This is a genomic window from Actinomadura rupiterrae, assembly GCF_024172125.1.
Lineage (GTDB): Bacteria > Actinomycetota > Actinomycetes > Streptosporangiales > Streptosporangiaceae > Spirillospora > Spirillospora rupiterrae.
Genome location: NZ_JAMZEA010000017.1, coordinates 131,521 through 154,436 on the forward strand (window position 1 = coordinate 131,521; position 22,916 = coordinate 154,436).

Annotated in this window: 27 protein-coding genes; 14 read left to right on the forward strand and 13 right to left on the reverse strand. The window is 71.0% G+C overall.

The annotated features are described in order from the left end of the window. The first annotated feature begins 3 nt into the window (after nt 1-3). The 4 genes from FHU30_RS42165 to FHU30_RS42180 all read left to right on the forward strand — a co-directional run bounded on the left by FHU30_RS42165 (nt 4) and on the right by FHU30_RS42180 (nt 3,821). Complete coding sequence (locus FHU30_RS42165; RefSeq protein WP_253883346.1) at nt 4-579, forward strand: SMI1/KNR4 family protein; 576 nt, start codon at nt 4-6, stop codon at nt 577-579. A 238-nt stretch (nt 580-817) separates the two neighbouring features. After that, a complete protein-coding gene (locus FHU30_RS42170; RefSeq protein WP_253883347.1) occupies nt 818-1,780 on the forward strand; it encodes a hypothetical protein in 963 nt (320 codons plus the stop codon). After that, complete coding sequence (locus FHU30_RS42175) at nt 1,777-2,349, forward strand: AAA family ATPase (protein ID WP_253883348.1); 573 nt, start codon at nt 1,777-1,779, stop codon at nt 2,347-2,349. Before FHU30_RS42170 ends, FHU30_RS42175 begins: the two co-directional genes overlap by 4 nt. Nucleotides 2,350-2,369: 20 nt before the next feature. Beyond that, complete coding sequence (locus FHU30_RS42180; protein WP_253883349.1) at nt 2,370-3,821, forward strand: ASCH domain-containing protein; 1,452 nt, start codon at nt 2,370-2,372, stop codon at nt 3,819-3,821. Here FHU30_RS42180 and FHU30_RS42185 read toward each other — a convergent pair. After that, nucleotides 3,752-4,198, reverse strand: a complete 447-nt coding sequence (locus tag FHU30_RS42185; protein ID WP_253883350.1) for an MFS transporter — start codon at nt 4,196-4,198, stop codon at nt 3,752-3,754. The two genes, FHU30_RS42180 and FHU30_RS42185, sit on opposite strands and share 70 nt — an antisense overlap. Nucleotides 4,199-4,339: 141 nt before the next feature. On the opposite strand from FHU30_RS42185, the gene FHU30_RS42190 reads away from it, so the two are divergent. The 4 genes from FHU30_RS42190 (at nt 4,340) to FHU30_RS42205 (ending at nt 7,472) form a co-directional block, all read left to right on the forward strand. After that, a complete protein-coding gene (locus tag FHU30_RS42190) occupies nt 4,340-4,819 on the forward strand; it encodes an RrF2 family transcriptional regulator (RefSeq protein ID WP_253883351.1) in 480 nt (159 codons plus the stop codon). Between the two features lie 195 nt (nt 4,820-5,014). Further along, the gene (locus FHU30_RS42195) at nt 5,015-5,920 is read left to right on the forward strand and encodes an alpha/beta hydrolase family protein (RefSeq protein ID WP_253883352.1); all 906 of its coding nucleotides are present in this window, start codon (nt 5,015-5,017) and stop codon (nt 5,918-5,920) included. 44 nt (nt 5,921-5,964) lie between these two features. Further along, nucleotides 5,965-6,387: a nitroreductase family deazaflavin-dependent oxidoreductase gene (locus FHU30_RS42200; RefSeq protein ID WP_253883353.1), complete on the forward strand. Its 423-nt coding sequence runs from the start codon at nt 5,965-5,967 to the stop codon at nt 6,385-6,387. Nucleotides 6,388-6,539: 152 nt separating this feature from the next. Beyond that, nucleotides 6,540-7,472: an alpha/beta fold hydrolase gene (locus FHU30_RS42205; protein WP_253883354.1), complete on the forward strand. Its 933-nt coding sequence runs from the start codon at nt 6,540-6,542 to the stop codon at nt 7,470-7,472. Nucleotides 7,473-7,509: 37 nt separating this feature from the next. Here the strand turns inward: FHU30_RS42205 and FHU30_RS42210 are convergent, their stop codons facing one another. The 3 genes from FHU30_RS42210 to FHU30_RS42220 form a co-directional block, all read right to left on the reverse strand. Beyond that, on the reverse strand, nt 7,510-8,055 hold the full coding sequence (locus FHU30_RS42210) for a GNAT family N-acetyltransferase (protein ID WP_253883355.1): 546 nt from the start codon (nt 8,053-8,055) through the stop codon (nt 7,510-7,512). A 104-nt stretch (nt 8,056-8,159) separates the two neighbouring features. Next, nucleotides 8,160-8,783: an isochorismatase family protein gene (locus FHU30_RS42215; protein ID WP_253883356.1), complete on the reverse strand. Its 624-nt coding sequence runs from the start codon at nt 8,781-8,783 to the stop codon at nt 8,160-8,162. A gap of 17 nt (nt 8,784-8,800) precedes the next feature. After that, on the reverse strand, nt 8,801-9,139 hold the full coding sequence (locus tag FHU30_RS42220; RefSeq protein ID WP_253883357.1) for an antibiotic biosynthesis monooxygenase family protein: 339 nt from the start codon (nt 9,137-9,139) through the stop codon (nt 8,801-8,803). Nucleotides 9,140-9,214: 75 nt separating this feature from the next. Here FHU30_RS42220 and FHU30_RS42225 point away from each other — a divergent pair, with 75 nt between their 5' ends. Further along, complete coding sequence (locus FHU30_RS42225; protein WP_253883358.1) at nt 9,215-9,703, forward strand: MarR family winged helix-turn-helix transcriptional regulator; 489 nt, start codon at nt 9,215-9,217, stop codon at nt 9,701-9,703. 7 nt (nt 9,704-9,710) lie between these two features. Here FHU30_RS42225 and FHU30_RS42230 read toward each other — a convergent pair whose 3' ends face one another. The 4 genes from FHU30_RS42230 to FHU30_RS42245 are packed head-to-tail and all read right to left on the reverse strand — an operon-like array spanning nt 9,711 to nt 12,897. After that, a complete protein-coding gene (locus FHU30_RS42230; protein WP_253883359.1) occupies nt 9,711-10,592 on the reverse strand; it encodes a PhzF family phenazine biosynthesis protein in 882 nt (293 codons plus the stop codon). A 51-nt stretch (nt 10,593-10,643) separates the two neighbouring features. Next, on the reverse strand, nt 10,644-11,612 hold the full coding sequence (locus tag FHU30_RS42235) for an ABC-2 membrane transporter-related protein (protein ID WP_253883360.1): 969 nt from the start codon (nt 11,610-11,612) through the stop codon (nt 10,644-10,646). Further along, nucleotides 11,609-12,508, reverse strand: a complete 900-nt coding sequence (locus tag FHU30_RS42240; protein WP_253883361.1) for an ABC transporter ATP-binding protein — start codon at nt 12,506-12,508, stop codon at nt 11,609-11,611. Before FHU30_RS42240 ends, FHU30_RS42235 begins: the two co-directional genes overlap by 4 nt. Further along, nucleotides 12,505-12,897 (reverse strand): GntR family transcriptional regulator, encoded by a 393-nt coding sequence (locus tag FHU30_RS42245; RefSeq protein ID WP_253883362.1) that lies wholly within the window; start codon nt 12,895-12,897, stop codon nt 12,505-12,507. Before FHU30_RS42245 ends, FHU30_RS42240 begins: the two co-directional genes overlap by 4 nt. A gap of 142 nt (nt 12,898-13,039) precedes the next feature. Between FHU30_RS42245 and FHU30_RS42250 the strand changes: the two genes are divergently transcribed. Further along, nucleotides 13,040-13,708: a TetR/AcrR family transcriptional regulator gene (locus FHU30_RS42250; protein ID WP_253883363.1), complete on the forward strand. Its 669-nt coding sequence runs from the start codon at nt 13,040-13,042 to the stop codon at nt 13,706-13,708. 1 nt (nt 13,709) lies between these two features. On the opposite strand, the gene FHU30_RS42255 is transcribed toward FHU30_RS42250, so the two are convergent. After that, on the reverse strand, nt 13,710-15,299 hold the full coding sequence (locus tag FHU30_RS42255; protein WP_253883364.1) for an MFS transporter: 1,590 nt from the start codon (nt 15,297-15,299) through the stop codon (nt 13,710-13,712). Nucleotides 15,300-15,425: 126 nt separating this feature from the next. After that, the gene (locus FHU30_RS42260; protein WP_253883365.1) at nt 15,426-16,181 is read right to left on the reverse strand and encodes a TetR/AcrR family transcriptional regulator; all 756 of its coding nucleotides are present in this window, start codon (nt 16,179-16,181) and stop codon (nt 15,426-15,428) included. A gap of 96 nt (nt 16,182-16,277) precedes the next feature. On the opposite strand from FHU30_RS42260, the gene FHU30_RS42265 reads away from it, so the two are divergent. The 3 genes from FHU30_RS42265 (at nt 16,278) to FHU30_RS42275 (ending at nt 19,343) form a co-directional block, all read left to right on the forward strand. After that, a complete protein-coding gene (locus FHU30_RS42265) occupies nt 16,278-17,396 on the forward strand; it encodes an FAD-dependent oxidoreductase (RefSeq protein ID WP_253883366.1) in 1,119 nt (372 codons plus the stop codon). A gap of 112 nt (nt 17,397-17,508) precedes the next feature. Continuing rightward, the gene (locus FHU30_RS42270; RefSeq protein WP_253883367.1) at nt 17,509-18,465 is read left to right on the forward strand and encodes a cyclase family protein; all 957 of its coding nucleotides are present in this window, start codon (nt 17,509-17,511) and stop codon (nt 18,463-18,465) included. Nucleotides 18,466-18,560: 95 nt separating this feature from the next. Further along, the gene (locus FHU30_RS42275; RefSeq protein ID WP_253883368.1) at nt 18,561-19,343 is read left to right on the forward strand and encodes a hypothetical protein; all 783 of its coding nucleotides are present in this window, start codon (nt 18,561-18,563) and stop codon (nt 19,341-19,343) included. Between the two features lie 86 nt (nt 19,344-19,429). On the opposite strand, the gene FHU30_RS42280 is transcribed toward FHU30_RS42275, so the two are convergent. Both FHU30_RS42280 and FHU30_RS42285 read right to left on the reverse strand, forming a co-directional pair. Next, a complete protein-coding gene (locus FHU30_RS42280) occupies nt 19,430-20,167 on the reverse strand; it encodes a dienelactone hydrolase family protein (RefSeq protein ID WP_253883369.1) in 738 nt (245 codons plus the stop codon). A 180-nt stretch (nt 20,168-20,347) separates the two neighbouring features. Continuing rightward, a complete protein-coding gene (locus FHU30_RS42285; RefSeq protein ID WP_253883370.1) occupies nt 20,348-21,193 on the reverse strand; it encodes an SDR family oxidoreductase in 846 nt (281 codons plus the stop codon). A gap of 102 nt (nt 21,194-21,295) precedes the next feature. Between FHU30_RS42285 and FHU30_RS42290 the strand changes: the two genes are divergently transcribed. Further along, on the forward strand, nt 21,296-22,345 hold the full coding sequence (locus tag FHU30_RS42290) for a helix-turn-helix transcriptional regulator (protein WP_253883371.1): 1,050 nt from the start codon (nt 21,296-21,298) through the stop codon (nt 22,343-22,345). A 36-nt stretch (nt 22,346-22,381) separates the two neighbouring features. Here the strand turns inward: FHU30_RS42290 and FHU30_RS42295 are convergent, their stop codons facing one another. Further along, nucleotides 22,382-22,882 (reverse strand): Lrp/AsnC family transcriptional regulator, encoded by a 501-nt coding sequence (locus FHU30_RS42295; protein WP_253883372.1) that lies wholly within the window; start codon nt 22,880-22,882, stop codon nt 22,382-22,384. Nucleotides 22,883-22,916 lie beyond the last annotated feature (34 nt).

The window sequence follows — 22,916 nt, forward strand, 5'->3', positions numbered from 1 at the left end:
CAGATGCGACTCAGCGACATGGGGATCCGTAAGAATCGGATGTGGAACCGGCGCCAGGTCCGGACCGAGCTCGCCGAACTGCGCCGTGCCGACCCAGACCTGAATGCCTTCGGCGCCCGCGCCCACCAGTACACCTTGAACTCGCCGCTGTCCCAGGCTGTTCTAGCTTCCTTCGAGACCCGGCACGGTATCCGTCTGCCCGGTGACTACCGGGACTTCCTCCTGCAGGTCGGCAACGGCGGAGCCGGGCCGTACTACGGGCTGTTCCCCCTTGACAGCTACCCGCCGCCCGACGTACTGCCCAGCGACTATCCAGACTTCCTGCGCACCGCGTTCCCGCACCATCGATCCTGGGACTCGCCCCACGACACACCGGGCTACGAGGACGATGACCACATCACCGGATCGCTGCCGATCGTCCACGAGGGCTGCGGCTACATCATCCGGCTGGTCATCACCGGACCCGGGCGCGGCAACCTTTGGTTGGACGCCCGATGCAGTGACGCGGGCATCCACCCCCTTGGCATCAGCTTCCGCCCCTGGTACAACACCTGGCTCACCACAGGACGAGCAACCTGACTCGGCGGGACCACAGCTCGATCAGCCCCTCTCTGTGCAGAGGGCTTCTGACATCCGTGAAGTCGACTTCGGAAATCGACAATTTTCGGTGCCGCCGCCCTGGTGAGAGCGTCCCGAAATCCGTCCCGGAACCTGGCGTGGGATCGTCCCGGAACCGACCGTTTCCGGGACGGCTGATTGGGCATTTCGTGGGCACGATTATGGGCATTTTCTGGGCGTGACGTGAGATGCTGAGAGCATGACCCCTTCCAAGATCTCCCCGCCTGATCAGCAGGAGCGCCCCCTGCTGGAGCTGTTGGAGGAGATGCGAGCGGTCGTGCGGTACGGGCTGCCGGTCCACGCCGACCGCGCGGGCCCGCATCTGCTGGCGCTGCCCGCGGTTCGCTCCCGGGCCCTGGATCCGGGTGACCGGGTCAGCTTGGCCCGCGCGCTGGAGGCGGCCCTGCGCCAGGAGGTGGACCGGCTGCAGCACGAGCTGGCCCCCGCCGCCCGGCTGTTGCTGGGCACCGATCCCTCGACGGTGGGCGCGCGGCTGACCGTGCGGCGCGCGGCGGCCGCGGCGGCCAGCGGGTACGAGCTGCACCACTTCCGCAAGCGGATCGAGCCGAAGATCTGGAGCCTGCTGGTCGGGCAGCTCGGCCGCGCCGGGGACGCCTCGGCGGTGGTCGCGCCGGTCCTGCACCCCGCTCACCGGCCCCTGGTCCTGCCCGCCGACGTGTTCGCCTGGGAGGCCGTCGAGCACCAGCAGGCCCTGGCCGCCTTGTGGGGCGCGGTGTACCTGCTGCGCGCCGAGCTCCTGCGGATCGCCGCGCTGGTCAGCATGGACGCAGGCGAGGACGACCTGGTCGCGGCGGCAGCGGGCGCGTTGTGGCGCCACGCCCTAGTGCTGCACGCCACGGCCCGGTACCAGGCCGCCTACGGGCAGGTGCTCCTGCACGCTGTGGCCGACACCGCAGTCGACGCCGGGCCGCTGCTCGGCCCGGCTCAGATCGCCGCCGCGGCGGGGTGGACTCCGGAGCTGACGCCCGCCCAGGAGCTGCTCCTGATCGAGGCCGCCGCCCCCGAGGCCAGCCTGCTCGACTTCATGACCGCCCTGGCCTGCGCCCAGGGCGGCCCGCGGCTCATCGCGACCTGGCGACGGGCCCTGACCGGCCGTGCCCCCTGCGGGGCCGGCCCCGACAATGAGGAACCGCAAGCATGAGCCTGGACCAGCTGCTCAACCCCAACACCCCGCCGCGCCGGTACGTCATCACCGGCGGCCCGTCCTCGGGCAAGGAGGCGGTGTTCGACCTGCTCCACGAGATGGAGATCCCCTCGACCGAGGGTGAACCGGCGCGGGAGATCTACCGCAAGCACCGCGACCGGCTCGGCCGCCACCTGCAGGTCGGAGACCGGCAGGAGTACTCCCGCGACGTCCTTCACGCGTTCGTCGCCGAGTTCTGCGACCACAAGGCGGGCCTGCGGTTCTACAACCGCGGCATCCCCGACGGGTACGGGTGGGACGCCTTCTTCGGCCTGCGCCCCTACCCCGAACTGGAGGAGGCCACCCGCCTCTACCGCTACGACGCGGTGTTCGTGCTGGACCCCCTGGACGACTTCGACTCCGAAGACGACCTGGTGTGGGCCAAGGAACGCGAGATCCGCCGCGTCCACGAACTCATCGTGCAGGGCTACTACGACGCCGGCTACAAGCCGATCTTCGTGGCGGCCGACGAACCGCGCCGCCGGATCGACTTCATCTGCGCCCAGCTCCCCGTCCCCGCCATCTGACCAGAAGGGCCCGATCCCTTATGAGCAGCAACGGCAGCAGCTTGGAGATCGTCAGCCCGAACAACGTCCTGGCCAACGCGATGCTCCGCAGCGTGGACATGGTCCGCCCGCGCCTGCAGGCCACCAATCCCGACCGGGTCGCGTTCTGCGTCGGCACCCAGATCAACGGCGCGCCCCACCTCGGCACCTCCCTGGTGCAGACGGCGGCGTTCCTGCTGGCCAAGCAGACCAAACGCGCCTTCGGCGTCGACACCATCGTCCGGTTCGGAGCCCTCGACAACGCCCCCTACGACGTCCGCCTCGACCCCGAGACCCACCACGCCTACCAGCAGACCTACTTCCACGCCCTGGGCGCCGACGGGGTGGAGGACCTGCTCGGCAAGTACTACCGGGCGATGTTCGACTCCCTGGCCGACGCGACCGGCGTCGACTACGAGATCGAGACCTACACCGCCCAGCAGGCCGACCCCGCCTTCCGCCACGAGTTCCTGGCGACCCTGGGGCGGCTCGATCAGATCCGGTGGCCGCTCGCGCCCTCGCACGGCCAGGTCCACCTCCGGCTGCCCTGCCCGCAGTGCGGCTGGGCGGAGAAGCGGGCCGAGCGGACGAGGCTGCTGCGGGCCGGGTCGGGTGGCGCGGACTTCGCCGCGGTGTGCACCGATCACGGCGACTACGAGGTCGCGGTCACCGCCGACACCAGCGCCTACCTCGACCTGGCCACGCTGTACCGGAACCTCGTCAAGGAGCGCCTGGCCGTCCGCGACCACGTCACCTTGCCGGTGATGGTGAAGGGTGGCGACTGGGCGTACGGCTGCCAGCTGGTGGACGAGGCGTTCGCCCAGCTGCCCGGCCTGGCCCCGCCGCCCCGGGTCTTCACGCCGATGGTGCTCACAGACACCGGCGCGAAGCTGTCGAAGTCCCTGATCCGCGACGGCAGGGTGGCGCCGCCGCCCGGCGCGCGCCCGTGGATGCTGGACGTCACCGACTGGGACGGCGACACCGACTCCTTCGTGGACGCGATGGTCTGGCTGGTCGGCCGGATGCTCGCCGACCCCAAGCACTTCTACCGCTCCTACACCACCGCCGAACTGGACAGGATCATGACCGGCCGACCCGCAACCACAACGACGCCCAGGGCGCGCGAGATGAACCTCTACCGCCGCTACTTCGACCTGGTCGCGGCCGGGACCAAGACGATCGAGGTCCGCGTCTGCTACCCCAACCTGCGCACCCTGAAGGTTGGCGACCACATCCGGTTCGTGTGCGGCCGCGACGACGCCCTCACCAAGGTCAAGCGCGTCGCCCGGTACGCAACCTTCGAGGAGATGCTCGACACCGAAGGCCCCGAACGCGTCAACCCGACCAGCCCCCGCGACCAGCAACTCGCCAACATCCGCCGCATCTACGGCCCCGACAAAGAAGCCCTCGGCGTCCTGGCCATCGAGATCGAACTCCTCAACGCACCAGCCTGACCCGAACCCAGCACCCCCCGCACGGCCCGCCCCCGACACCGACGGAGGCGGGCCGCTTCACTCCGACCATCCACCAAGATCATTCTCAGCGCCAACGGCTGTCCGCAGGTTCCCCACCCCCGGATGAGGCGAGCCGCGGTGGCCGCGGCGATGACGACCAGGCCGAGGAGGACGCCGCGCTGCAGCCCGAACCGGCGCGCCACCGTGGCGGCCAGCGGCGCGCACAACCCCATGGCCAGCGTGGGGACGGTCGTCAGCAGAGCCGCCCCGGTCGCCGACAGGCCCAGGTCGGCGCGGATGCGGTCGACGAGCGGGGACACCGCGGCGATCGCCGGCCGCAGGTTGGCCGCCGCCATGAACATCGCCAGTCCCGCCATACCCAGGGTCGTCCTGCCGGGGGCCCGGCCGGGGCGCGAAGCGGTCGCTGTCATGAGCTCCTCCGATGATCTCGGACAACTTTTATCCGAGATATATCACAACTCGGACAGCAAGTGTCCGGGTTGTGTAGGCTGGCGGCCATGAAGCTGTCCAACGGGGTGGAATGGGCGCTGCACAGCTGCGTCACCCTCAGCCAGAGCCGCGCGCCCGTCCCCGCGGCCAGGCTCGCCGAACTGCACGGCACGCCCCCCGCCTACCTGGCCAAACACCTGCAGGCACTCTCGCGCGCCGGCATCGTCCGCTCCATCGCCGGACAGGTGGGCGGATACGAGCTGACCCGGCCCGCCGCCCAGATCACGGCACTGGAGGTGGTGCGGGCCATCGACGGCGACCGGCCCGCCTACCGCTGCACCGAGATCCGGCAGAAGGGCCCGCTCGCCCTCCCGGCCGAACGATGCGAACGACCGTGCGCGATCGCCCGCGCCATGGCCGCCGCCGAACAGGCCTGGGCGGACGCCCTCAGCCAGGTCACCATCGCCGACCTCGCCACCCGCATCGACGCCGACAGCGACGGCACGGCGATGGCCGCCGTCACCCGGTGGCTGGCCACCGTCCGCTAGGGCTCGGCTCGCTGGTTAAAGGGCTTCCCACCTCGGAGGAATGACCTGCCATTGCACCTTCAGCGGTGCCTTCCACCCCGTCTGACCAGCGTCTTCGATGGGTAGGGCCGATTTCGCCGGTCTTGGTCACAAGACTGCTGCCGGGCGGACGGGTGGTTCGGCGGAGCACCGTTCCTCAAGGTCTGAAGGAGTGCCATGCCGGACGTCTCGGAAATGATCGCGGATCTGGCCAAGGGCTTCGCCACCCCGAGCCGGGCGCCGATCCTGCACACCCCGGACGAGTACGGGCTGGCGTACGAGGACATCACGTTCCCGTCGCAGGACGGCGTCCCGCTGGAGGCGTGGTGGATCCCGCGCCGGGGCTCGGACAAGCTGGTGATCGCCAACCACCCGATGCAGCTCAACCGCTACGGCGTGCCTTCGAACCTGCCGCAGTTCGCCATTCCGGGCGGCAACGACTTCGAGGTCAACTACGTGCCGGACTACAAGAACCTGCACGAGGCCGGCTACAACGTGCTGACCTACGACTCGCGCAACTTCGGGCACAGCGGCGCCGCCAACGGCGGCCTCTTCACCTGGGGCCTGTACGAGTCCCGTGACGTGGTCGGGTCGATGAACTACGTCAAGTCCCGTCCCGACACCCGCGGCATGACCATCGGCCTGCTCAGCCGCTGCATGGGCGGCAACGCCACCTTCCGCGCGGTCAGCCGGTACCCCGAGCTGTTCGCGGACGTCCGCTGCATCGTCTCCCCGCAGCCGATCGCGCCGCGCGCCATGGCCGAGCGCAACCTGGAGATGATGGGCGCCCCGGACAAGTTCGGCGACCTCGACCGGCAGTTCAAGATCGTCACCAGCTTCACGATCGACCAGCTCTCGCCGCTGGAGTCCGCCGGGAACTGCCACATCCCGACCTTCATCACCCAGGTCCGCGACGACGTGCTGACCACGCCGTCCGACGTGCAGTCGATCTACGACGCCCTCCCGGTCGAGGACAAGAAGCTGTTCTGGATCGAGGGCAGCACCGCCCGCTGGGACGGCTACACCTACTTCGTCAAGCACCCCGAGCAGATGATCGACTGGTTCGACGAGCACACGAAATAGCCGCCTGACCAACTGCCCCGGGACGTGGACGAGAGGAGTTCGACATGCCGAACGACTGGAACGAGAAGGTCATCGCGGAGTTCCGGGCGAACGAGGGCAAGGTCGGCGGCCCCTTCGAGGGGGCTCCGATCGTCCTGCTGCACCACCGGGGCCGCAAAACCCATCGCGAGTACGTCGCCCCGACGATGTACCTCCCGAACGAAACCGATCCCGACAGCATCTATGTCTTCGCCTCCAACGGGGGAGCGCCCACCGACCCGGCCTGGTACCTCAACCTGACCGCCGCCGGTGACGGCACCGTCGAGGTCGGCACCGAGACCTACGACGTGAGCGTGCACGAAGTGAAGGGCGCCGAGCGCGACCGCATCTACGCCGTGCAGGCCCAGCGCTACCCGGGCTTCGCCGACTACGAGAGCAAGACCGCCGGAATCCGCACCATTCCCGTCCTCGAACTCAAGCGGAAATAGTCCCGCTCTCCGCACGCCGTCCAGGGCATCGATCGCCAACCTCAACGCCGAGCTGGCAGGGCGAGGCGAGCGGCGAGTCCTGGGGCCGGGTGCTAACAGAGCGCTTACGTGGGTGTCGCAGCGGTGAAACGAACGCGGTCCAGCCTGCGGGCATGACCGTCGAGCTGGAGTTCCGTGACGTCCATGGCTACCGGAGGGCGTTCCGGAGAGCGGGGGACGGCCCTGCGCTACTGCTGATCCACGGAATCGCCGACAGCTCGGAAACCTGGCTGCCGGTCTTCGACGAGTTAGCCAAGCGTTTCACGGTCATCGCACCGGACCTGCTCGGCCACGGAGCATCGGCCAAACCGCGCGCCGACTACGCCGTCGCCGCCTACGCCTGCGGGATGCGCGACCTGCTGACCGTCCTGGGCGTCGACCGGGTGACGGTCGTCGGCCATTCCCTCGGCGGCGGCGTCGCCATGCAGTTCGCCTACCAGTTCCCCGAACGCTGCGAGCGGCTCGTCCTCGTCGCGAGCGCCGGGATGGGACCGCAGGTGCACCCGGTGTTCCGCCTGGCGTCCGCTCCCGGCGCCGGCCCCGGACTGCGCCTGCTGTCCAGCGCACCGATCCGCACCGCCGTCCTGAAGGCGGCTCCGCTGGCCAAACTGCTCGGCGCCGCGGGACTGGGCCCGGACTTCGACTACGCCCTCACCCGGTACGCCCAGTTCGCCAACCCCACCGCCCGCCGCGCGTTCCTGCGGACGATCCGCGCGGCGGCCGACGTCCGCGGCCAGGCCATCACGATGCTCGACCGCAGCTACCTGGCCGTCAACCTGCCCACGCTGATCATCTGGGGCACCCGCGACCGCATCATCCCCGCCGGCCACGCCGAGATCGCCCACCGATCCCTCACCGGCAGCCGCCTGGAACTGTTCGAGGGCGCCGGCCACTTCCCCCACCACCACGACCCCACCCGCTTCGCCGACCTCCTCACCACCTTCATCACCACCACCGCTCCCGGCATCTACAACCGCCGCACCTGGCAGAAGATCCTCCGCAAAGGCCACCCCCCGCCCTCCACCACCCCCTCCAGCGGCACCTGACCAGGATGCTGGACGCGGCAAAAGGAGCGAAGACGGGTCAGGCGTTGCTGCATGTTCGGGTGTGGAGGTGTCTGGCTGGAAGCTGAGGAGGGCGGGCGGGGAGGAGGGAATTGAGGGGGTAGTGGCATTTTTCTGCTACCCGGCAGGAGGCGTGGTTGTCGATGGCGTGGAGGAGGTCGAGCCGGGTCAGTGGCATCACGCGCTGCTCGCCGAATGCCCATCGGGATACGGCCTCAAGGGCACGAGGAGCGATGCCCTGGCCTCGGGTCTCGGCCGAGGTCCAGTAGCCCACTTCCGCTGAGGAAGCGGAGGTCTTCTTGAGGACGACGTGGCCGACCAGCCGTCCGGTCGGGGCATCCTGCAGGACGGCGAAGCTGAGGCGGGTGCGGTTGGCCCACGCGGCGTCCTGATCCCTGATCCATTGAGCGGCGTCCGCCTGGTCGGCCAAGGGGGTGGTCAGCTGGTCGCGCATGAGCGGGTCGCGGTGGGCCGCTGCGAGGGACGCCGCGTCCTCGGCGCGCCATGGACGCAGGAGCACCGCGGGGGCGCTCGCGGTCGGCTCCGCGGACAGGACGAGGTTCATGACGCTCCTTGCGATGTGTTGACGTCCTCACGGTTCGGGGTGCGAGCGTTCACGAAGGCGGTGTCAGGCTTCGTGAACGCTCGCCCGAGGCAGGAGCGGTCGGGTCAGGTTCGGGCGCCGTAGGCGGCGGCCATCTGGCCGACCAGGGTGGCGAACGGCATGTCCAGCGCTTCGTACACCGCGTTGGCCTTGATGTCGGCGTTGTCGGCGAGCGCTTCGACGATGAGGCTGCTGTAGTCGCTGACGAGGACGCCGGCGTGGGCCATGCGCAGTAGTCCCGCCTCGCGCTTGGTGCGGCTGAACGTTCCGCACGCGTCGATCGCCACGTAGGCGTCGTACCCCGCGGCGGTCGCGGAGTAGGCGGGCAGCGCCGCGCAGACCTCCAGCGAGAGCCCGGCGATGATCAGCTTGCGCCGTCCGGTCGCCTCGACGGCGGCGCGGACGCGCTCGTCGTCCCAGGCGTTGACCGTGGAACGATCGATGATCTTCACGTCGGAGGGCAGGGCGTCGACGAGTTCGGGAGCGGTCGGCCCCCACATGCCGTCGGCGGCGGTGGTGGTGACCACCAGCGGCAGGGACAGCACGGTCGCCGCTCGCGCGAGGGCCGCGACGTTGTGCTTGAGCTCCTCCACCGGCTTGTCGCGCACTCCCGACAGCAGGCCGACCTGGTGGTCGACCAGCAGTACGGCCGTGTTGTGCCGGGTGATCGGTTCAAGGTTCCGGTTCATCTGATCCTCCCTGGGGGTCAGTCGAGGTCGTCGCTGACGACGACCTGGTAGAGGGCAGGATGGGCGGTGACCTGCAGCCGCGCGTCGGCTTCGAGGGCCCGTATCCCCTCCTGGAACCGCGGGTTCGCCGTCGCCGCGCGGAACGCCTCGGCGCTGTCCCAGTAGCTGACGTTGACGAGTTGGAAGCGGGATTCGCCGGAGAGGGCCCGGTGCAGCCGGTAGCCGCGGAACCCGGGCATGGCGCTCATGAGGTCCGCGCGCCGCCGCCAGCCTTCGACGAACGCCTCGACCTGCTCGGTGGGGATCTCGATGACGTTGATGAACGTCACCCCGTCGTCCTGGTGCGCATCGTGCATGTGCCCGACTCCTTCGCAGGATGTCTGTTTGGATATCCAAACTGTTTGGACTTCCAAGACCATACACTGGGCCCCGTGACGAGCGACCCGCCCTCCCCTGAGCCCCGGCTCCCCGAGGCCGACGTGGTGCGGGAGGTGCTGGGCTTCGTGCCCCTGGTGGAGGCCTACTTCCGGCGCGGCCCGGCCGAGATGCCCGCCGAGCTGGCCGAGATCTTCAGGAAGCACCGGCTCACCGCCCGGCACGGGGCCGTCCTGCCCCAGCTGGCGGCCTCGGGCACGCTCGGCGTCTCCGAACTCGCGGCCCGGATGGGCGTGACCCTGTCGACCGTCAGCGAACTCGTCGGCACGCTGTCCCGCGCCGGCCTGGTGGAACGCGAGGAGGACCCCGCCAACCGCCGCCGCACCCTGGTCTCCCTGGCGGACGCCCACCGCGCCGCCGTCGAGGGCTTCGTCGCCGTCCGCGCCGCCCCGATCCTGCGCGTGCTCGACACCCTCGCCCCCCGGGACCGGGAGGGCTTCGTGGCCGGCCTCATGGCCTGGGCCCACGAAGTCCAGAACTACTGACCAGGGTTTAGTCGCGGCCTCGGTGCCCGTCGCGGACCACCGCCAGCCCGCCGACGCGGGTCGTGATGCCCGCCGGGCCGCGCCGGGCCGAAGCGAGCACGCTGGACGGACGGCCGAGCGCGTCACCCTGCTCCACCTCGATCGCTACCGTCCGCGCCCCTGTTGTATCGAGCAGGTGGGCGGCCAGGCAGCCGGTGCTGTTGGCGTTGGCGACGTCCTCGTCCACACCGATCGCCGGAGCGAACATCCGCGCCGCACCCGGCCGATCGTCCACTGGCGGTACGTACACGAAACAGCCGAGGAGTCCGAACCGCCGACACGCCGCTGCCAGCCTGCCGAAGTCCGGCTGGACTCCGAGCAGCGCCGCCCTGTCGCGGACCGGGACCAGCATGCGCGGTGTGCCGGGCGCGGCGATCCGTGGCTCGTCGGTGGGATGCAGGCCGTCCGCGGTGAGCCCGAGCGCGGCGACGATCGCGGCCCGCTCGTCCGGTGCCGGGTCACGAAGCGCGACGAGGCCCTGGTCGAACCACACCTCGATGCCGGTGGGCCGGCGGATCGCGACGGTGTCGAACGTGCGCCCGCCGGTGTGCTGGCGGTCGTTCAGCTCGTCCAGCGCGGTGCGGACCAGCCGGACGGCCTGTGCGGCAACGGTGCCGTGCCCGCAGCCCGACAGCTCGGCGGCCGCAGTGAAGAACCGGACCGGCCAACCACCGTCCGGCATCCGCTCCGGTCCGAGGAACGCCGCGTGCGAGGCGCCGGCCGCAGCAGCTACCGCACGCCGTTCCGCGTCCGTCGCGCCGGGGTCGTCGTCGGCGACGGCCGTGGGACTGCCGCCCCGCCCGTCGCGCCGCACGCACGCATCAACCACCGTGACATCCGGCCAGGACATCGACCCACCTCTAGACGCTCGACTTGCAAGGGGGAATCTAGCCGAGATGTCTCAGGCATCCCGCCTGGTGATGCATCGATAGGCGATGAACACGAGGACGGCGGCGAGAGCGAGGAAGATGCCCGCTTCGATGAACTGGAACGTCCAGTACCGGGAGGCCGGTTGATAGTGCACGACCATGCGGTATCCGTCGGCGGACAGGCACCGCCGCACCCTGTCGGGATCGTTCACGAGGCAGCGGGACGGGACGGCCTGCTGGACGTTCCAGTCGTTCCCGCCGATGACGTGGCCGGCGACCTTGCCGGAGGGGTCGAGCACCTGCCCGCCGAACTGCCAGGACCCGCTGAAGAGGCCCCCGTGCAGGCGGGACAGGGGAAGGTTCGCGGTCTTCTCCGGCAGGTAGCGCGGCCGGACGAAGTTCTGCAGGACCAGCAGCAGCGTGGTGAATCCGGCGACGGTCACGCCCAGCGCCGGCAGGGTGCGCCGCAGCACGGCTCCGGCCGCGATGCCCAGCGCCACCGCGAACACCGCGTACGCGACCGGGACGACGCCCTGCACGTCGAACTTGAACGGGTCGAACCGGTGGTGGCCGAGCGCGTTCTCGGTCCGCGACCACCAGGTCACCGACGCGGCGACGACCGAGCCCCACACGGCGGCGGCCGCCAGCGCCCAGCCGACCTTCGCCAGCAGCCAGCGCCGGCGGGGGACCGATTGGGTCCAGACGAACTGCTGGGTGCCCTGCTCGTACTCCCCGGCCAGCAGCGGGGCGCCCCAGAAGACCCCCAGCAGGACCGGGACGCCGACGGTCAGGGGCACCGTCGTGGTCAGCGCGGACCAGCCGCTGCCCTGGAACAACCCCAGGTCGCCGCAGTCCCTGGCGGTGCCGCACCGGGCCAGCGCCGAGTGGTAGTCGGAGCTCATCACCGCGCCGGTGACGATCAGGAGTACCGCCAGGGCCCCCACCAGTGCGGCGGTGTAGGTGAACTGCCTGCGGTACTGCGTCCACACGAGCCAGGTCATCGGAGTTCTCCGGTCGTCGCGAGCAGGGCGGGCGAGCGGCCCATGTAGGCGAGGATCAGCTCCTCCAGGTCAGGCTCGGACACCTCCCAGCGGGGGTCCTGGAACGGGCCGTCCATGCGCACCAGCAGGGTGCTCTGGCGAGCGGTGTGGGTGGCCTTGACCACCGTGTGGTCGCGTTCGATCGCCGTGGTGTCGTGGCGCGGCCCCATCAGGACCCGGTGCCGCGCCAGGATGTCGTCGATGTCGCCGGCCATGCGGACGCGGGACGCATCCAGCAGGACGAGGTGGTCGCTGACCCGCTCCAGGTCGTGCACCAGGTGCGAGGACATCAGGACGGTCAGGTCGCCCTCGGCGACCGCCTCGCTGAGCGCGGCGAGGAACTGGTGGCGGGCGAGCGGGTCCAGCGCGGCCACCGGTTCGTCCAGCAGCAGGACGCGCGGCTTCTTGGCCAGCGTGAGCGCCAGCGCCAGCTGGGTGCGCTGCCCACCTGACAGCCTCGCCACCGGCCGGTCCAGAGGGATGCCCAGCGCGCCCATTCGCTCCCGGGCCGCATCTGCGTCCCACCGCGCATTGAGGTGTCCGCCGAGCGCGATGTGGTCGGCGGCGGTCATCCGCCGGTACAGCGGGACGTCCTGGGCCAGGAAACCGATGTCGGCCAGGAACGCCGCGTCGTCGGGGTCGGGGCGGCGGCCCAGCACCGCGGCCTCACCCTCGCTCGGACGGGCCAGGCCGCACAGCGTCCGCAGCAGCGTGGTCTTCCCGGCGCCGTTCGACCCGATCAGCGCCGACACCCGGCCCGCCGGCACCTCGATGCGGCAGTCCTCCAGCGCCGTCCTGGCGCCGAACCGCTTGGTCAGCCCGCGGGTCTCCACGGCCGGGGGGTGCGCCATGCTCATGCCACTCCTTCCTCCTCGGCAGCCCGCAGCGTGACGCGCAGCAGCGACTCCATCGCCTCGTCGTCCAGCCCGGCCGCGCGCGCCTCGGCCACCCACCGCGCCAGGCTGCGTCCCAGCCGGGTGTGCGTGCCGGGCGGCGGGCCGGCCGGAAGGCCGACCACGAACGTGCCCTGACCGGCACGCCCCTCCACCAGCCCGTCGTGCTCCAGCTCGCGGTAGGCCCTCAGCACGGTGTTGGGATTGACCGCCACCTCGCCGACGACCTCCTTCACCGTCGGCAGCCGGTCGCCGGGCTCCAGCAGGCCCATCCGCAGCGCCTGCCGCACCTGCTGGACGATCTGCAGGTAAGGCGGCACCCCGGTCCGGCCCTCGATCCGAAGACTGATCACCACAACCACCTAAATATCTAAGTAACTAGAGTATTGATCCATGCCTGCTTGCCGTCAAGGGCCCGTCGTGGCCTCGGCCGAGCGAGGAGTGAGGGCGCTGGTGATGACGGCATCAGGAACGATCGTCCACTAGGGTCGTCGTGTGGCGGGAACGCAGGGGGACGGGGCGACGCAGACGCGGCTTGACCGCCGGAAGGCGCGGACGAGGGCGGCGCTCATCGCCGCGGCCCGGGACATCCTGGCCGATCAGGGCCAGGCCGAGGTGTCGATCCAGGCGATCACCGATGCGGCGGACGTGGGATTCGGGTCGTTCTACAACCACTTCCAGAGCAAGGCCGAGCTCTTCGACGCGGCGATCGCCGAGACGCTGGCCGAGCACACGGCCCTGATCAATCGTGCGACGTCCGCCCTGGACGATCCGGCCGAGGTGTTCGCGGCGTCGCTGCGGCTGACGGTGCGGCTGCGACGCACGCATCCGCAGATGGCGCGGATCCTGCTGAAGACGGGCCTGTCCTACGTGACCGGCCAGGACGGTATGGCGGCGAGCGCGCTGCGGGATATCGAGGCCGCGCGGGACGCGGGCCGGTTCACCGTGGACGATCCGCTGATCGCCCTGGCGTGTGCCGCGGGCGCGCTCCTGGGGTTGCTGCAGCTGCTGGAGACCTTCCCCGACATGGACATGGACGCGGCGACGGCCTCGCTGACGGTGAATGTGCTGCGGATGTTCGGTATGGACGCGCAGGAGGCGCACCGGATCGCGGCGCTGCCCCTCGCCCCGCTCCAGCCTGAAACCGGAGCCCGGAGCAGCTGACTCAGCGTGCGAGGACGGGGGAGTCCTCGGCTTCGGCCTCCGCATGCTCCGGTCCGTAAGGGCCCGTCCCGCCGGCTCGGCGGCCGGGGGCGACCAGCACGCAGGCGAGCGCGGCGACGGCGAGAATGACCGAGACGACGGTCAGCGATGCCGACAGCCCGGACATGAAGGCGTCCTTGACCCAGTCCGCGGTCTGCGGTCCCGCGCTGCCCAGGCGTGCCGCCGCCTCCAGGCCGGCGGCGGGCGCCCTGTGGACCGCTTCGGCGGCTGGCGGCGGCAGCTTGCCGATCGCTGCGGGGAGCGCGTCGCGGTAGTGGCTGCTGAAGACCGATCCCATCACCGCGATGCCGATCGCCGATCCGACCTCGCGGGTGGTGTCGTTCATCGCCGAGGCCACACCCTGCTGCTCGGGTCCGAGCGAGGACACGATCGCGCTGGTGCCCGAGGCGCCGGTCAGGCCGATGCCGACGCCCGCAGGGATGAGGCCCGCCAGGAACGGCAGGTAGCCGGAGGAGGCGTCCAGCTGGGCCAGCCAGAACATCGCGCCGGCGAGGAGCATGAGGCCACCGGCCAGCGCCCAGCGGACACCGGCCCGCTCGACCAGCAGGGGAGCGACCTTGGAGACCGACAGCACCACGACCCCCACGGGGATCAGCGCGACGGCGCTCTTGAACGGGCTGTAGCCAAGGATGAGCTGGAGGTACTGCAGGCCGATGAAGAAGAACCCGAACAGGGCCAGGAACTGCACCAGCACGCTGAGCGTCCCGGCGCGGAAGCCTGCCTTGCGGAACAGCCGCGGATCCAGCAGGGGTTCGGCGGCGCGTAGCCCGAAGAACACGTAGGCGGCCAGGCCGAGCACGGTGACCGCCACGGCGGCCAGCACGGGAGGCTCGGTCCAGCCGTTCTCGTTGCCCTCGATGATCGCGAAGACCAGACCGCCGACCGCGACCGCCGTCGCGGCCGTTCCCGTCCTGTCGAAGCGGCCCGGGGACGGGTCCTTGGTCTCGGGGGCCAGGAAGGCGGCCGCCGCGACCGAGGCGACCGCGACGACCGCGCTCGCGACGAAGATCGACCGCCACGACCAGGCCTCCAGCAGCGCGCCGGCGGCGAGCATGCCCAGGACGGCGCCGGCCGCGGCGAACCCCGACCAGACCGCCACCCCGCGGGACCGCTGCGCCACGGGGAACGAGGCGGTGATCGTCGACAGCGTCCCCGGCATGATCATCGCCGCGCCGGCGCCCATGACCACGCGCCAGACGATGAGCATCGAAGTCGAGTCGGCGAACGCCGCGGCCAGGGACGCCGCGCCGAACACCACGTTCCCGGCCAGCAGCACCTTGCGCCGCCCGAAGCGGTCTCCCACGGCGCCCAGCGGCAGGACCAGCGCCGCCAGCGCCACCGTGTAGCCGTCGGCGATCCAGGTCAGCGCCGAGCTCGACGCCGACAACCCGACCGCCAGATCGGGAAGCGCCAGATTCAGCGCCGACACCGAGGCCACCACAAGCACCAGCGACAGGCACATCGCGAACAGCACCCCGCCGGTCCGCGCCGCGCCGACACCTGTCGAAGTCGAAGCATCACCGGATCTCATGCCTCCACGCTAACTGATGATTTCACCAGTATTGATGAGATCATCAGTTTCTTCGCGTGACGTTCGCGACAGGGGCAAGAGCATGAGCAGGGCAGGCCGTGCCGCGATGAGGGGCGTGCGGTCCGGCTACTCAGGAACTCCAGTTCCGGAGGCGGGGGGATTCTGGGGGAGGTTGTCGAGGAGCAGGGCGAGGGCGAAGTCGAAGCGCTGGTGGTCGGTGCCGGAGGTGAGTTCGGTCGCGTAGCGCCGGGTGTTGGGGAAGGTGTCCTCGGGGAGGGCCTGGAAGCGTTCGACCAGCTGGTCTTGGGTCAGGACCCAGGACGCGTCCGGGGTGTTCTGCCGCTGCCGGACCATGGACGCCTCCAGCGCGTAGCCGGCGACGTAGAGCGAGAGGGCGTCGATCGCCCACGCGGCGGTCTGCGGTGGGACGCCCCCGGCGAGCAGGATCGCGAGCATCGCCTCGTTCACCCGCAGGGTCTCCAGGTTGGTCGGGACCATCGCGAGCGCGGCCCGGGAGATGCCCGGATAGCGCAGGTACTGGTCGCGGATCTGGGCGCACACGTCCCGGATCTGCTCGCGCCACCGCGCCGGATCGGGCTCGGGCAGCACCAGCTCCGAGCACAGCCGCCCGATCAGCAGGTCGTCGATGTCGGCCTTGTTGACGATGTGGGCGTACAGCGAGGACGGACCGGTGCCGAGCACACCGGCGACGCGGCGGATGGTCAGCGCGTCGTACCCCTCGGTGGCGACGACTTCCAGCGCGGCGTCGGTGATCCGTTCGGGGGTGATCGGCTGCTTGCGCGGCGCCGGTGCCGGCGCGGCGGCCTCGGACGCGGGCTGGGCGTGGCGGGCGGCGCGGCGTCGGCGGGGCTCGGCGGGCATGGCGATCACTATAGCTTGACACGATCTAAGTTCGTTACGTAGAACTTAGATCGTTGAGACGAACTTAGTTCGTTACCGCTGAACCTGGAGGTGTGGATGCGAGTTTCCGTTGCCGGGGCCGGTCTGGGAGGGCTGGCCCTCGCGCAGGGCCTGCGCGGTGCCGGGATCGAGGTGGACGTGTTCGAGCGCGATCCCGGCATCGTCGCGCGGTTCCAGGGCTACCGGCTCGTGCTGGACCCGACCGGTTTCCAGGCGGTGCGCGACTGCCTGCCCGAACGCTGGCACCCGCTGCTGGACGAGATCGTCATGGACGCCTCGGCCGACCAGCTTGTCCTGGACCCGCAGCTGAACGAGATCGGCAGGCTCCCCGGCTGCGGCCGGACCGGCATCGTGGTCGACCGGCAGGTGCTGCGCCACCTGCTGCTGACCGGCCTCACCGTGCACACCGGCGCCGCGCTGTCCGGTTACGACGTCCTGGCCGATGGCAAGGTCCGGGCCCGGTTCGAGCGCCGCGATCCGGCCACTGCTGACCTGCTCGTCGGCGCGGACGGCGTCGCCTCGGCCGTCCGCGGAGTGCTGTCGCCGCAGACCGTCCCGACCGATACCGGCGTCCGGTTCGTCATCGGCCGCACTCCGCTGACCGGCGAGTTCGACGACCTGTCCAAGGCGTACGGCTCGAAGATCGCCGGGGACGGCGTCAGCCTGCTGCTCGGCGCGATGCGTTTCGGCACACCGCCGAAGCAGGCCGCCGAGCGGCTGGCCCCCGAGGTCACGCTGCCCGACATCGGCGACTACGTCCGCTGGGCGATGATCCTGCCGCCGGACGCCTCGATGGACGACCTGACCCCGCAAGACGCCGTGCTGTCCAGGATGGACGGTTGGCACCCGCAGCTGCGCGCGCTGATCGAGCAGGCCGACCCCGACAACAGCACCCTGCTGTCCATCCGGGTGGTCAAGCCTGGGGAGCGCTGGGCGCCCGGTCCGGTGACGCTGCTCGGCGACGCGATCCACGCCACCTCCCCGACCGGCGGCAACGGCGCGAACACCGCGCTGCGCGATGCCGACCTGCTGCGCCGCCGCTTGGTCGAGGCCGAGGCAGGCCGGCGCGATCTGCTCGGCGCGGTCGACGACTACGAGCGGCGGATGTTCGAGTACGGCGCGGAGGCCGTCCGCAGCAGCCTCGACAGGCTTGCCGCCTTCGCCCCCGAAGTCTGACTCCGGAACGTGTCGCAGGTGTGGCGTAGCCTACATCCTGATCAGCTGGCCGTGCTGGTGTCATGCCAGGTCAGCGGCCTCGAACCGCGTTTCCGGAGGAGTTGGTGCCGAGATGGCGGCAGGGCGGACGATGCCTACGCAGGACGACGTGCTCGGATACTTCGACACCCTGTCGAATTGGGGACGGTGGGGCGACGACGACGAGCTCGGCACCCTGAACCACATCACCGACGACGTCCGGCTGGCGGCGGCGCGCGCCGTGCGCCACGGCCGGAGCGTGTCGTGCGCATGGGACATCGCCGTGCCGGGGGAGATGGAGCGCTCGACGACGTCCTGCCCGTGCGCCGCCGACATGCCCGGGGCCGAGAACATGCCGGTGCCCGGGTTCCGCAACGACCGGCGGTGGGGCTTCTCGAACGAGCAGCTCGGCATCATGTTCCACAACAACACCGTCACCCACATCGACTCGCCGTGCCACATCTTCTGGGACGGCAAGATGTACAACGGGCGGTCGCACTCGCTGGTCGACGCCGAAACCGGATCGGCATGGGCGGCGGTCACGGCGGCGTCGAACGGGATCATCACCCGCGGCGTCCTGCTGGACGTCGCGGCGGTCCGGGACGTGCCGTGGCTGCAACCGGGCGAGGGCGTGTTCCCCGACGACCTGGAAGAGGCCGAACGCCGCCAGGGCGTGCAGGTGCGCCCCGGCGACGCGGTGCTCCTGCGGACCGGCGGCGGCCGCGCCCGGCACGAGGGCGGCGCGGCCGGCGGCATCACCCAGGCCGGCTGGCACGCGTCCTGCCTGCCGTGGCTGCACGAACGCGGAGTCGCGCTGATCGGCGCCGACACCCCCCAGGACGTCCAGCCCTCGGGCTACGCCGACGTGCTGATGCCCGTGCACGCCGTGAGCCTCGTCGCGATGGGGCTGTGGATGCTTGACAACTGCGACCTGGAGGAATGCGCGCGGACGGCCGCCGACCTCGGCCAGTGGGACTTCCACCTCTCGGTCGCCCCGGTCCGCCTGGCCGGTACATCGGGCAGCCCGGTCAACCCCATCGCCACCTTCTGACCGCAGGGCAGGTTCTTGTGGCTCTGGCGGTAGGTTGCCATGGCCAGGGCGCGGACGGAGGATCAGGGCCCCCCGCCTGTGGCAGAGGAGCAACGATGCCCTTCACGTCCGACCAGGCCGCCAGGGCGGCGATCACGGTGGTGAGAACCCACAGCGTCGAGGCGGGCAAGGCCGCCTCCATCCACGACTCCACCGCGTTCACGGTGGACTTCCTGAGCACGGACGAGGCGCCCCAGCAGGGGCTCGGCGAGGTGTCCGGCTGGACGTACTGCGCGCTGTACGAGGCGGGCACCAACCAGCCGTTCGCCAGGATGATCTCCGAGGGCCCCAGCTCGGACAACCTGATCGCGTGGGCGACCAGGCTGCGCAGCGCGCACGTCAACGTGTGGATCAACCCGGTGAAGGCGACCTCGGCCGGGGCGCTCGCGGCCATCGCGCTGCACGAGTTCGAGCTGCACGTGCTGCCGTTCTACGAGTTCTTCAACCGGCTCAGCACGCTCGCCTACCACGCCGAGCTGAAGAACTCCCGGCAGGCTGCCGACACGCTCCGCGATCTCGTCACGGACGTGAACGACGGCGTCTACAGCGCCACCCGCCAGCACGCCTCGGCCGCCCTGCGGGCCAACCAGGCGCTGAGCGTGTTCGGCCTGGCGGCCCAGCGCGTCAAGGCCAGGATGACCGACGAGGAGGACGAGCCCGAGATCGACCCGGGCAGCTACGAGTACCGGGCGATCATGACCACCCGCAACGACATCACCCAGTCCTTCGAGGACCTCGACGCGGTCAAGCACGCCTACGCCGGCAAGCTCGGCGCCCTGGTGACGGCCCACGGTAAGAAGGCCGTCGACTTCGTCGTCGCCGAGTTCGAGACCGACTGACCCCGGTCGATCGGGACGGGCGCACCACAGCGCCCGTCCCGATCCCGGCGGACGCCGCTCCTCTAGGCAGCGGCGTCCGGCCGCGGTCAGCTCAGGTGCCGGGCGAAGAAGCGGGCCGCGTCCTCACCCGCCCAGCGCGGGACGCCGGTGTGCCCGCCCATGTTGGCGTTCAGCGCCTTCTCCTTGGAGCCGAAGGCGTCGAACAGCTCCAGGGCCCGCTGCCGGTCGTTGCCCTCGTCGTCCCACTGGAGCAGGACGTGCAGCGGGATGGTGACCTGCCGCGCCTCCTCCAGGATGGTGCGGGGGATGAAGCTCCCGGCGAACAGGCCTGCGGCTGCGATGCGCGGCTCGACGACCGCCAGCCGGACGCCGATGGAGATCACGCCGCCCGAGTAGGCGACCGGGCCGCCGATCTCGGGCAGCGCGAGGCAGGCGTCCAGGGTGTCCCGCCACTCGCCGACGCCGTGGTCCAGCAGCGGCAGGATGAGCCGGTCGATGATCTCGTCGGAGACGGGCTCACCGGCCGCCAGCGCGGCGCGCACGTCCGCGCGGGCCTGGTCGGCCGCGGGCGACGAGGGCCGGTCACCGGTGAAGGGCAGCTCGATGGTGACCGTGGCGAAGCCCTGCGCCGCCGCGTGCCGGGCCCGGCCCAGCAGCCGCGGCCGCATCCGGCCCAGCCCGCCGGGGTGGCCCAGCAGGATCAGCGGGACCGGCGCGGACGCGGAGGCCGATGCGGGCGTCCACAGGATGCCGGGGACGTCGCCGAGGGTGAATTCGCGTTCGAGGACGCCGTCGTCGAGGCGCTGCTCGGAAGTGAAACGCATGGTCGTGCCTTTCGGGAGTGCTCTTGAACGGCGCTCCCGGACGACGACCTACCGTCCGACCGTGACCCCAGAGGGGAGCACCCATGTCGTTAGGTTCACGGGTACCACCTCCTCATCGTTCTGCACGGCCTCCTGGAAGGTAGCAGCGGTCTCCGGCGGCCACCAACCGATTTATCCGGGTCAGGCGCCTTCGAAGTCGGCCCGGTGATCGGCGGCCCATTCCGCCAGCGTGCGCCCGGGCCGTCCGGTCACCGCGGTGACGGGACGGGGGACGTCCGGGACGGTGAGGGTGTCGTGCCAGTAGTCGAGCAGCATCTTCATCACCGGCTCGGGGATGAACCGCCCGGCCTCGGCCCTGAACTCCTCGGGCGTGATCTCCACCAGCGGGACGTCCCGTCCCAGCGCCTCGGCGATGGTCGCGACCTGCTCGGAGCGGGTCAGGGCCTGCGGGCCGGTGAGCGGGATCGCGTCGCCCAGGTGCTCGTCGGTCAGCAGCGTCTCGGCGGCGGCCTCGGCGATGTCGTACTCGTGGACGGGGGCCTGCGCCGACGCGAGGTAGGGCGCTCGGATCGGCGCGCCTGAGCGGATCTGCCAGGACCACGACAGCAGGTTGTTGGCGAAGGTGCCGGGCCGCAGGATCGTCCAGGCGTCGGTGCTGACGGTCACCACGTCCTCGACGGCGCTGTGGTGGAGTTGGCTCGCCGAACCGTGGTCGCGCGGGAACTCCTTCGCGGCAGCGAGGGACGACAGCAGGCTGAGGCGCCGGACGCCGTGTCCGGTGGCGGCGCCGACGAACGCCTCGACGCCCTGGGCGGGGAAGACGAAGGCGCGGTCGATGCCGTCGAACACCTCCGCGCCGAGCGTGCCGGCGTCGGCCAGATCGCCGGCGACGACCTCGACCGCGTCCGGCAGATCCGCATCGGCGGGCTTGCGGGTCAGCGCGCGGACGTCGGCGCCGCGCGCGAGCAGGGTCGTGACGAGGTGGCGGCCGACGGCGCCGGTCGCGCCGGTGACAAGGATGGTCAAGACGGTTCTCCTCGGAGGGTTCGGGCCGGTCCGTCCGGCTCGACCACCAACCTAGGGAGGGCTTAGGTCAATTCCTGTCCGCATTTCCGCTAGGTTCGACCGGTGAGCACCACCGAACGGGCGCTGCACCTGCTGGAGCTGCTGCAGGCCCGCCGGTCCTGGGCCGGCGGCGAGCTCGCCGGACGCCTCGGCGTCGACGGCCGCACCCTGCGCCGGGACGTGGAGCGGCTGCGCGCGCTCGGCTACCGCATCGAGGCGCGGCGCGGCCCCGACGGCGGCTACCGGCTGTCCACCGGCGGCGACCTGCCGCCGCTGGTGTTCACCCCGGACGAGGCGCTCGCCGTGGCCGCCGCCCTCGCCTCGTCCGCCGCCAGCGGCGCTGCGGACGGGGGCGAGGTCGCGCTGACCGCGCTGGCCAAGATGGAACAGGTGATGCCCGCGGCGGTGCGGCGGCGGGTGCGGGCGCTGCGTTCCTCGGTCGCCTTCGGCGGCACGCCGAACGCGGCGGCCGGCGCCTACCCCGCGCCGCTGGACGCCGACGTGCTGGGCGTCCTGGCACTAGCGTGCCGGGACGCCGAGCGGGTCCGGCTGACCGTGATGAACACTGGCGGCCCCACCCCCGGCCGCGAGACCGCGCGCCATGTCGAGCCGGCGGCCCTGGTGCCCCGGCACACCCGCTGGTTCCTGGTGTGCCGCGACCTCGACGACGGATGGCGGGTGCTGCGCGTCGACCGGATCACGCGGGCCGCGGCGACCGGCGCGCGCTTCGAACCGCAGGAGGTGCCCGGGGGAGACCCGGTCGCGTTCGTCACCAGCCGGCTCGGCGCCCCGCCCCGGGAGCACGCCGCGACGATCCTGATCCACGCCCCGATCGAGCAGGTCCAGGCGTACATGGGCGGTTTCGCCGCGGACTTCGCGCCGACGACGGCCGCGGACGGACGGCCGGCGACGCTGTGGCGCATCGCCGACGTCCGGCTCGAAGTGCTCGCAGGCGGCCTGCTCTGGGTCAGGTGGCCGTTCGAGGTCCTCGACTCGCCCGAGCTGGCCGCCCTCCTGCGCGACCGCGCCGCAGCCTTCACCTTCGCCGCCGACCACGCTGCGCCCTCGCACGGCGGGACGGACGAAGCTCCCGGCGAAGGGTCGCGCGAGTGAGCCGCGCTCACTCCAGCAAGTCGAGGGCGCGCTGTTTCACGGGCGGCCGGGTTGCGGGGCGGGGAGCGGGAGCGTCAGCCCGGTCTTGATGGTGTCGAACGCGACCAGCGTCTCGTACCGCCTGATGTTGTCGTCGGCCTTGAACAGTTGGTTGCCGAGCCGGCCACACTCGCGCATGCTGCGCGCGGCCAGGACGACCACGTAGTCCCACGGCCCGGCGACCTGGTAGCACTGCTGGACCTGCGGTTCCGCGCGCATCCGCTCGGCGAACTCGCGGTGGTGCTCGAACGACTCCTGGTCGAGCGTCACCAGGACCGTGGCGAGGACGGTCGGCCCGACGCGGTGCGGGTCCAGGACGGCGACCTGCCGGGAGATGAGGCCGTCCTTGCGGTAGCGGGCGATCCGCCGCTGGACGGCGCTCGGCGAGAGCCCGACCTGGTCGCCTAGCTCGTACAGGGTGCGTCCGGCGTCGTCCTGGAGCAGGTCCAGCAGCAGGACGTCGGTCTCGTCCAGGCGGGGAGTCGGCGTTTCGGGCATGCAAGATTATTGTGCCGGGGCGCGAAATTACTCA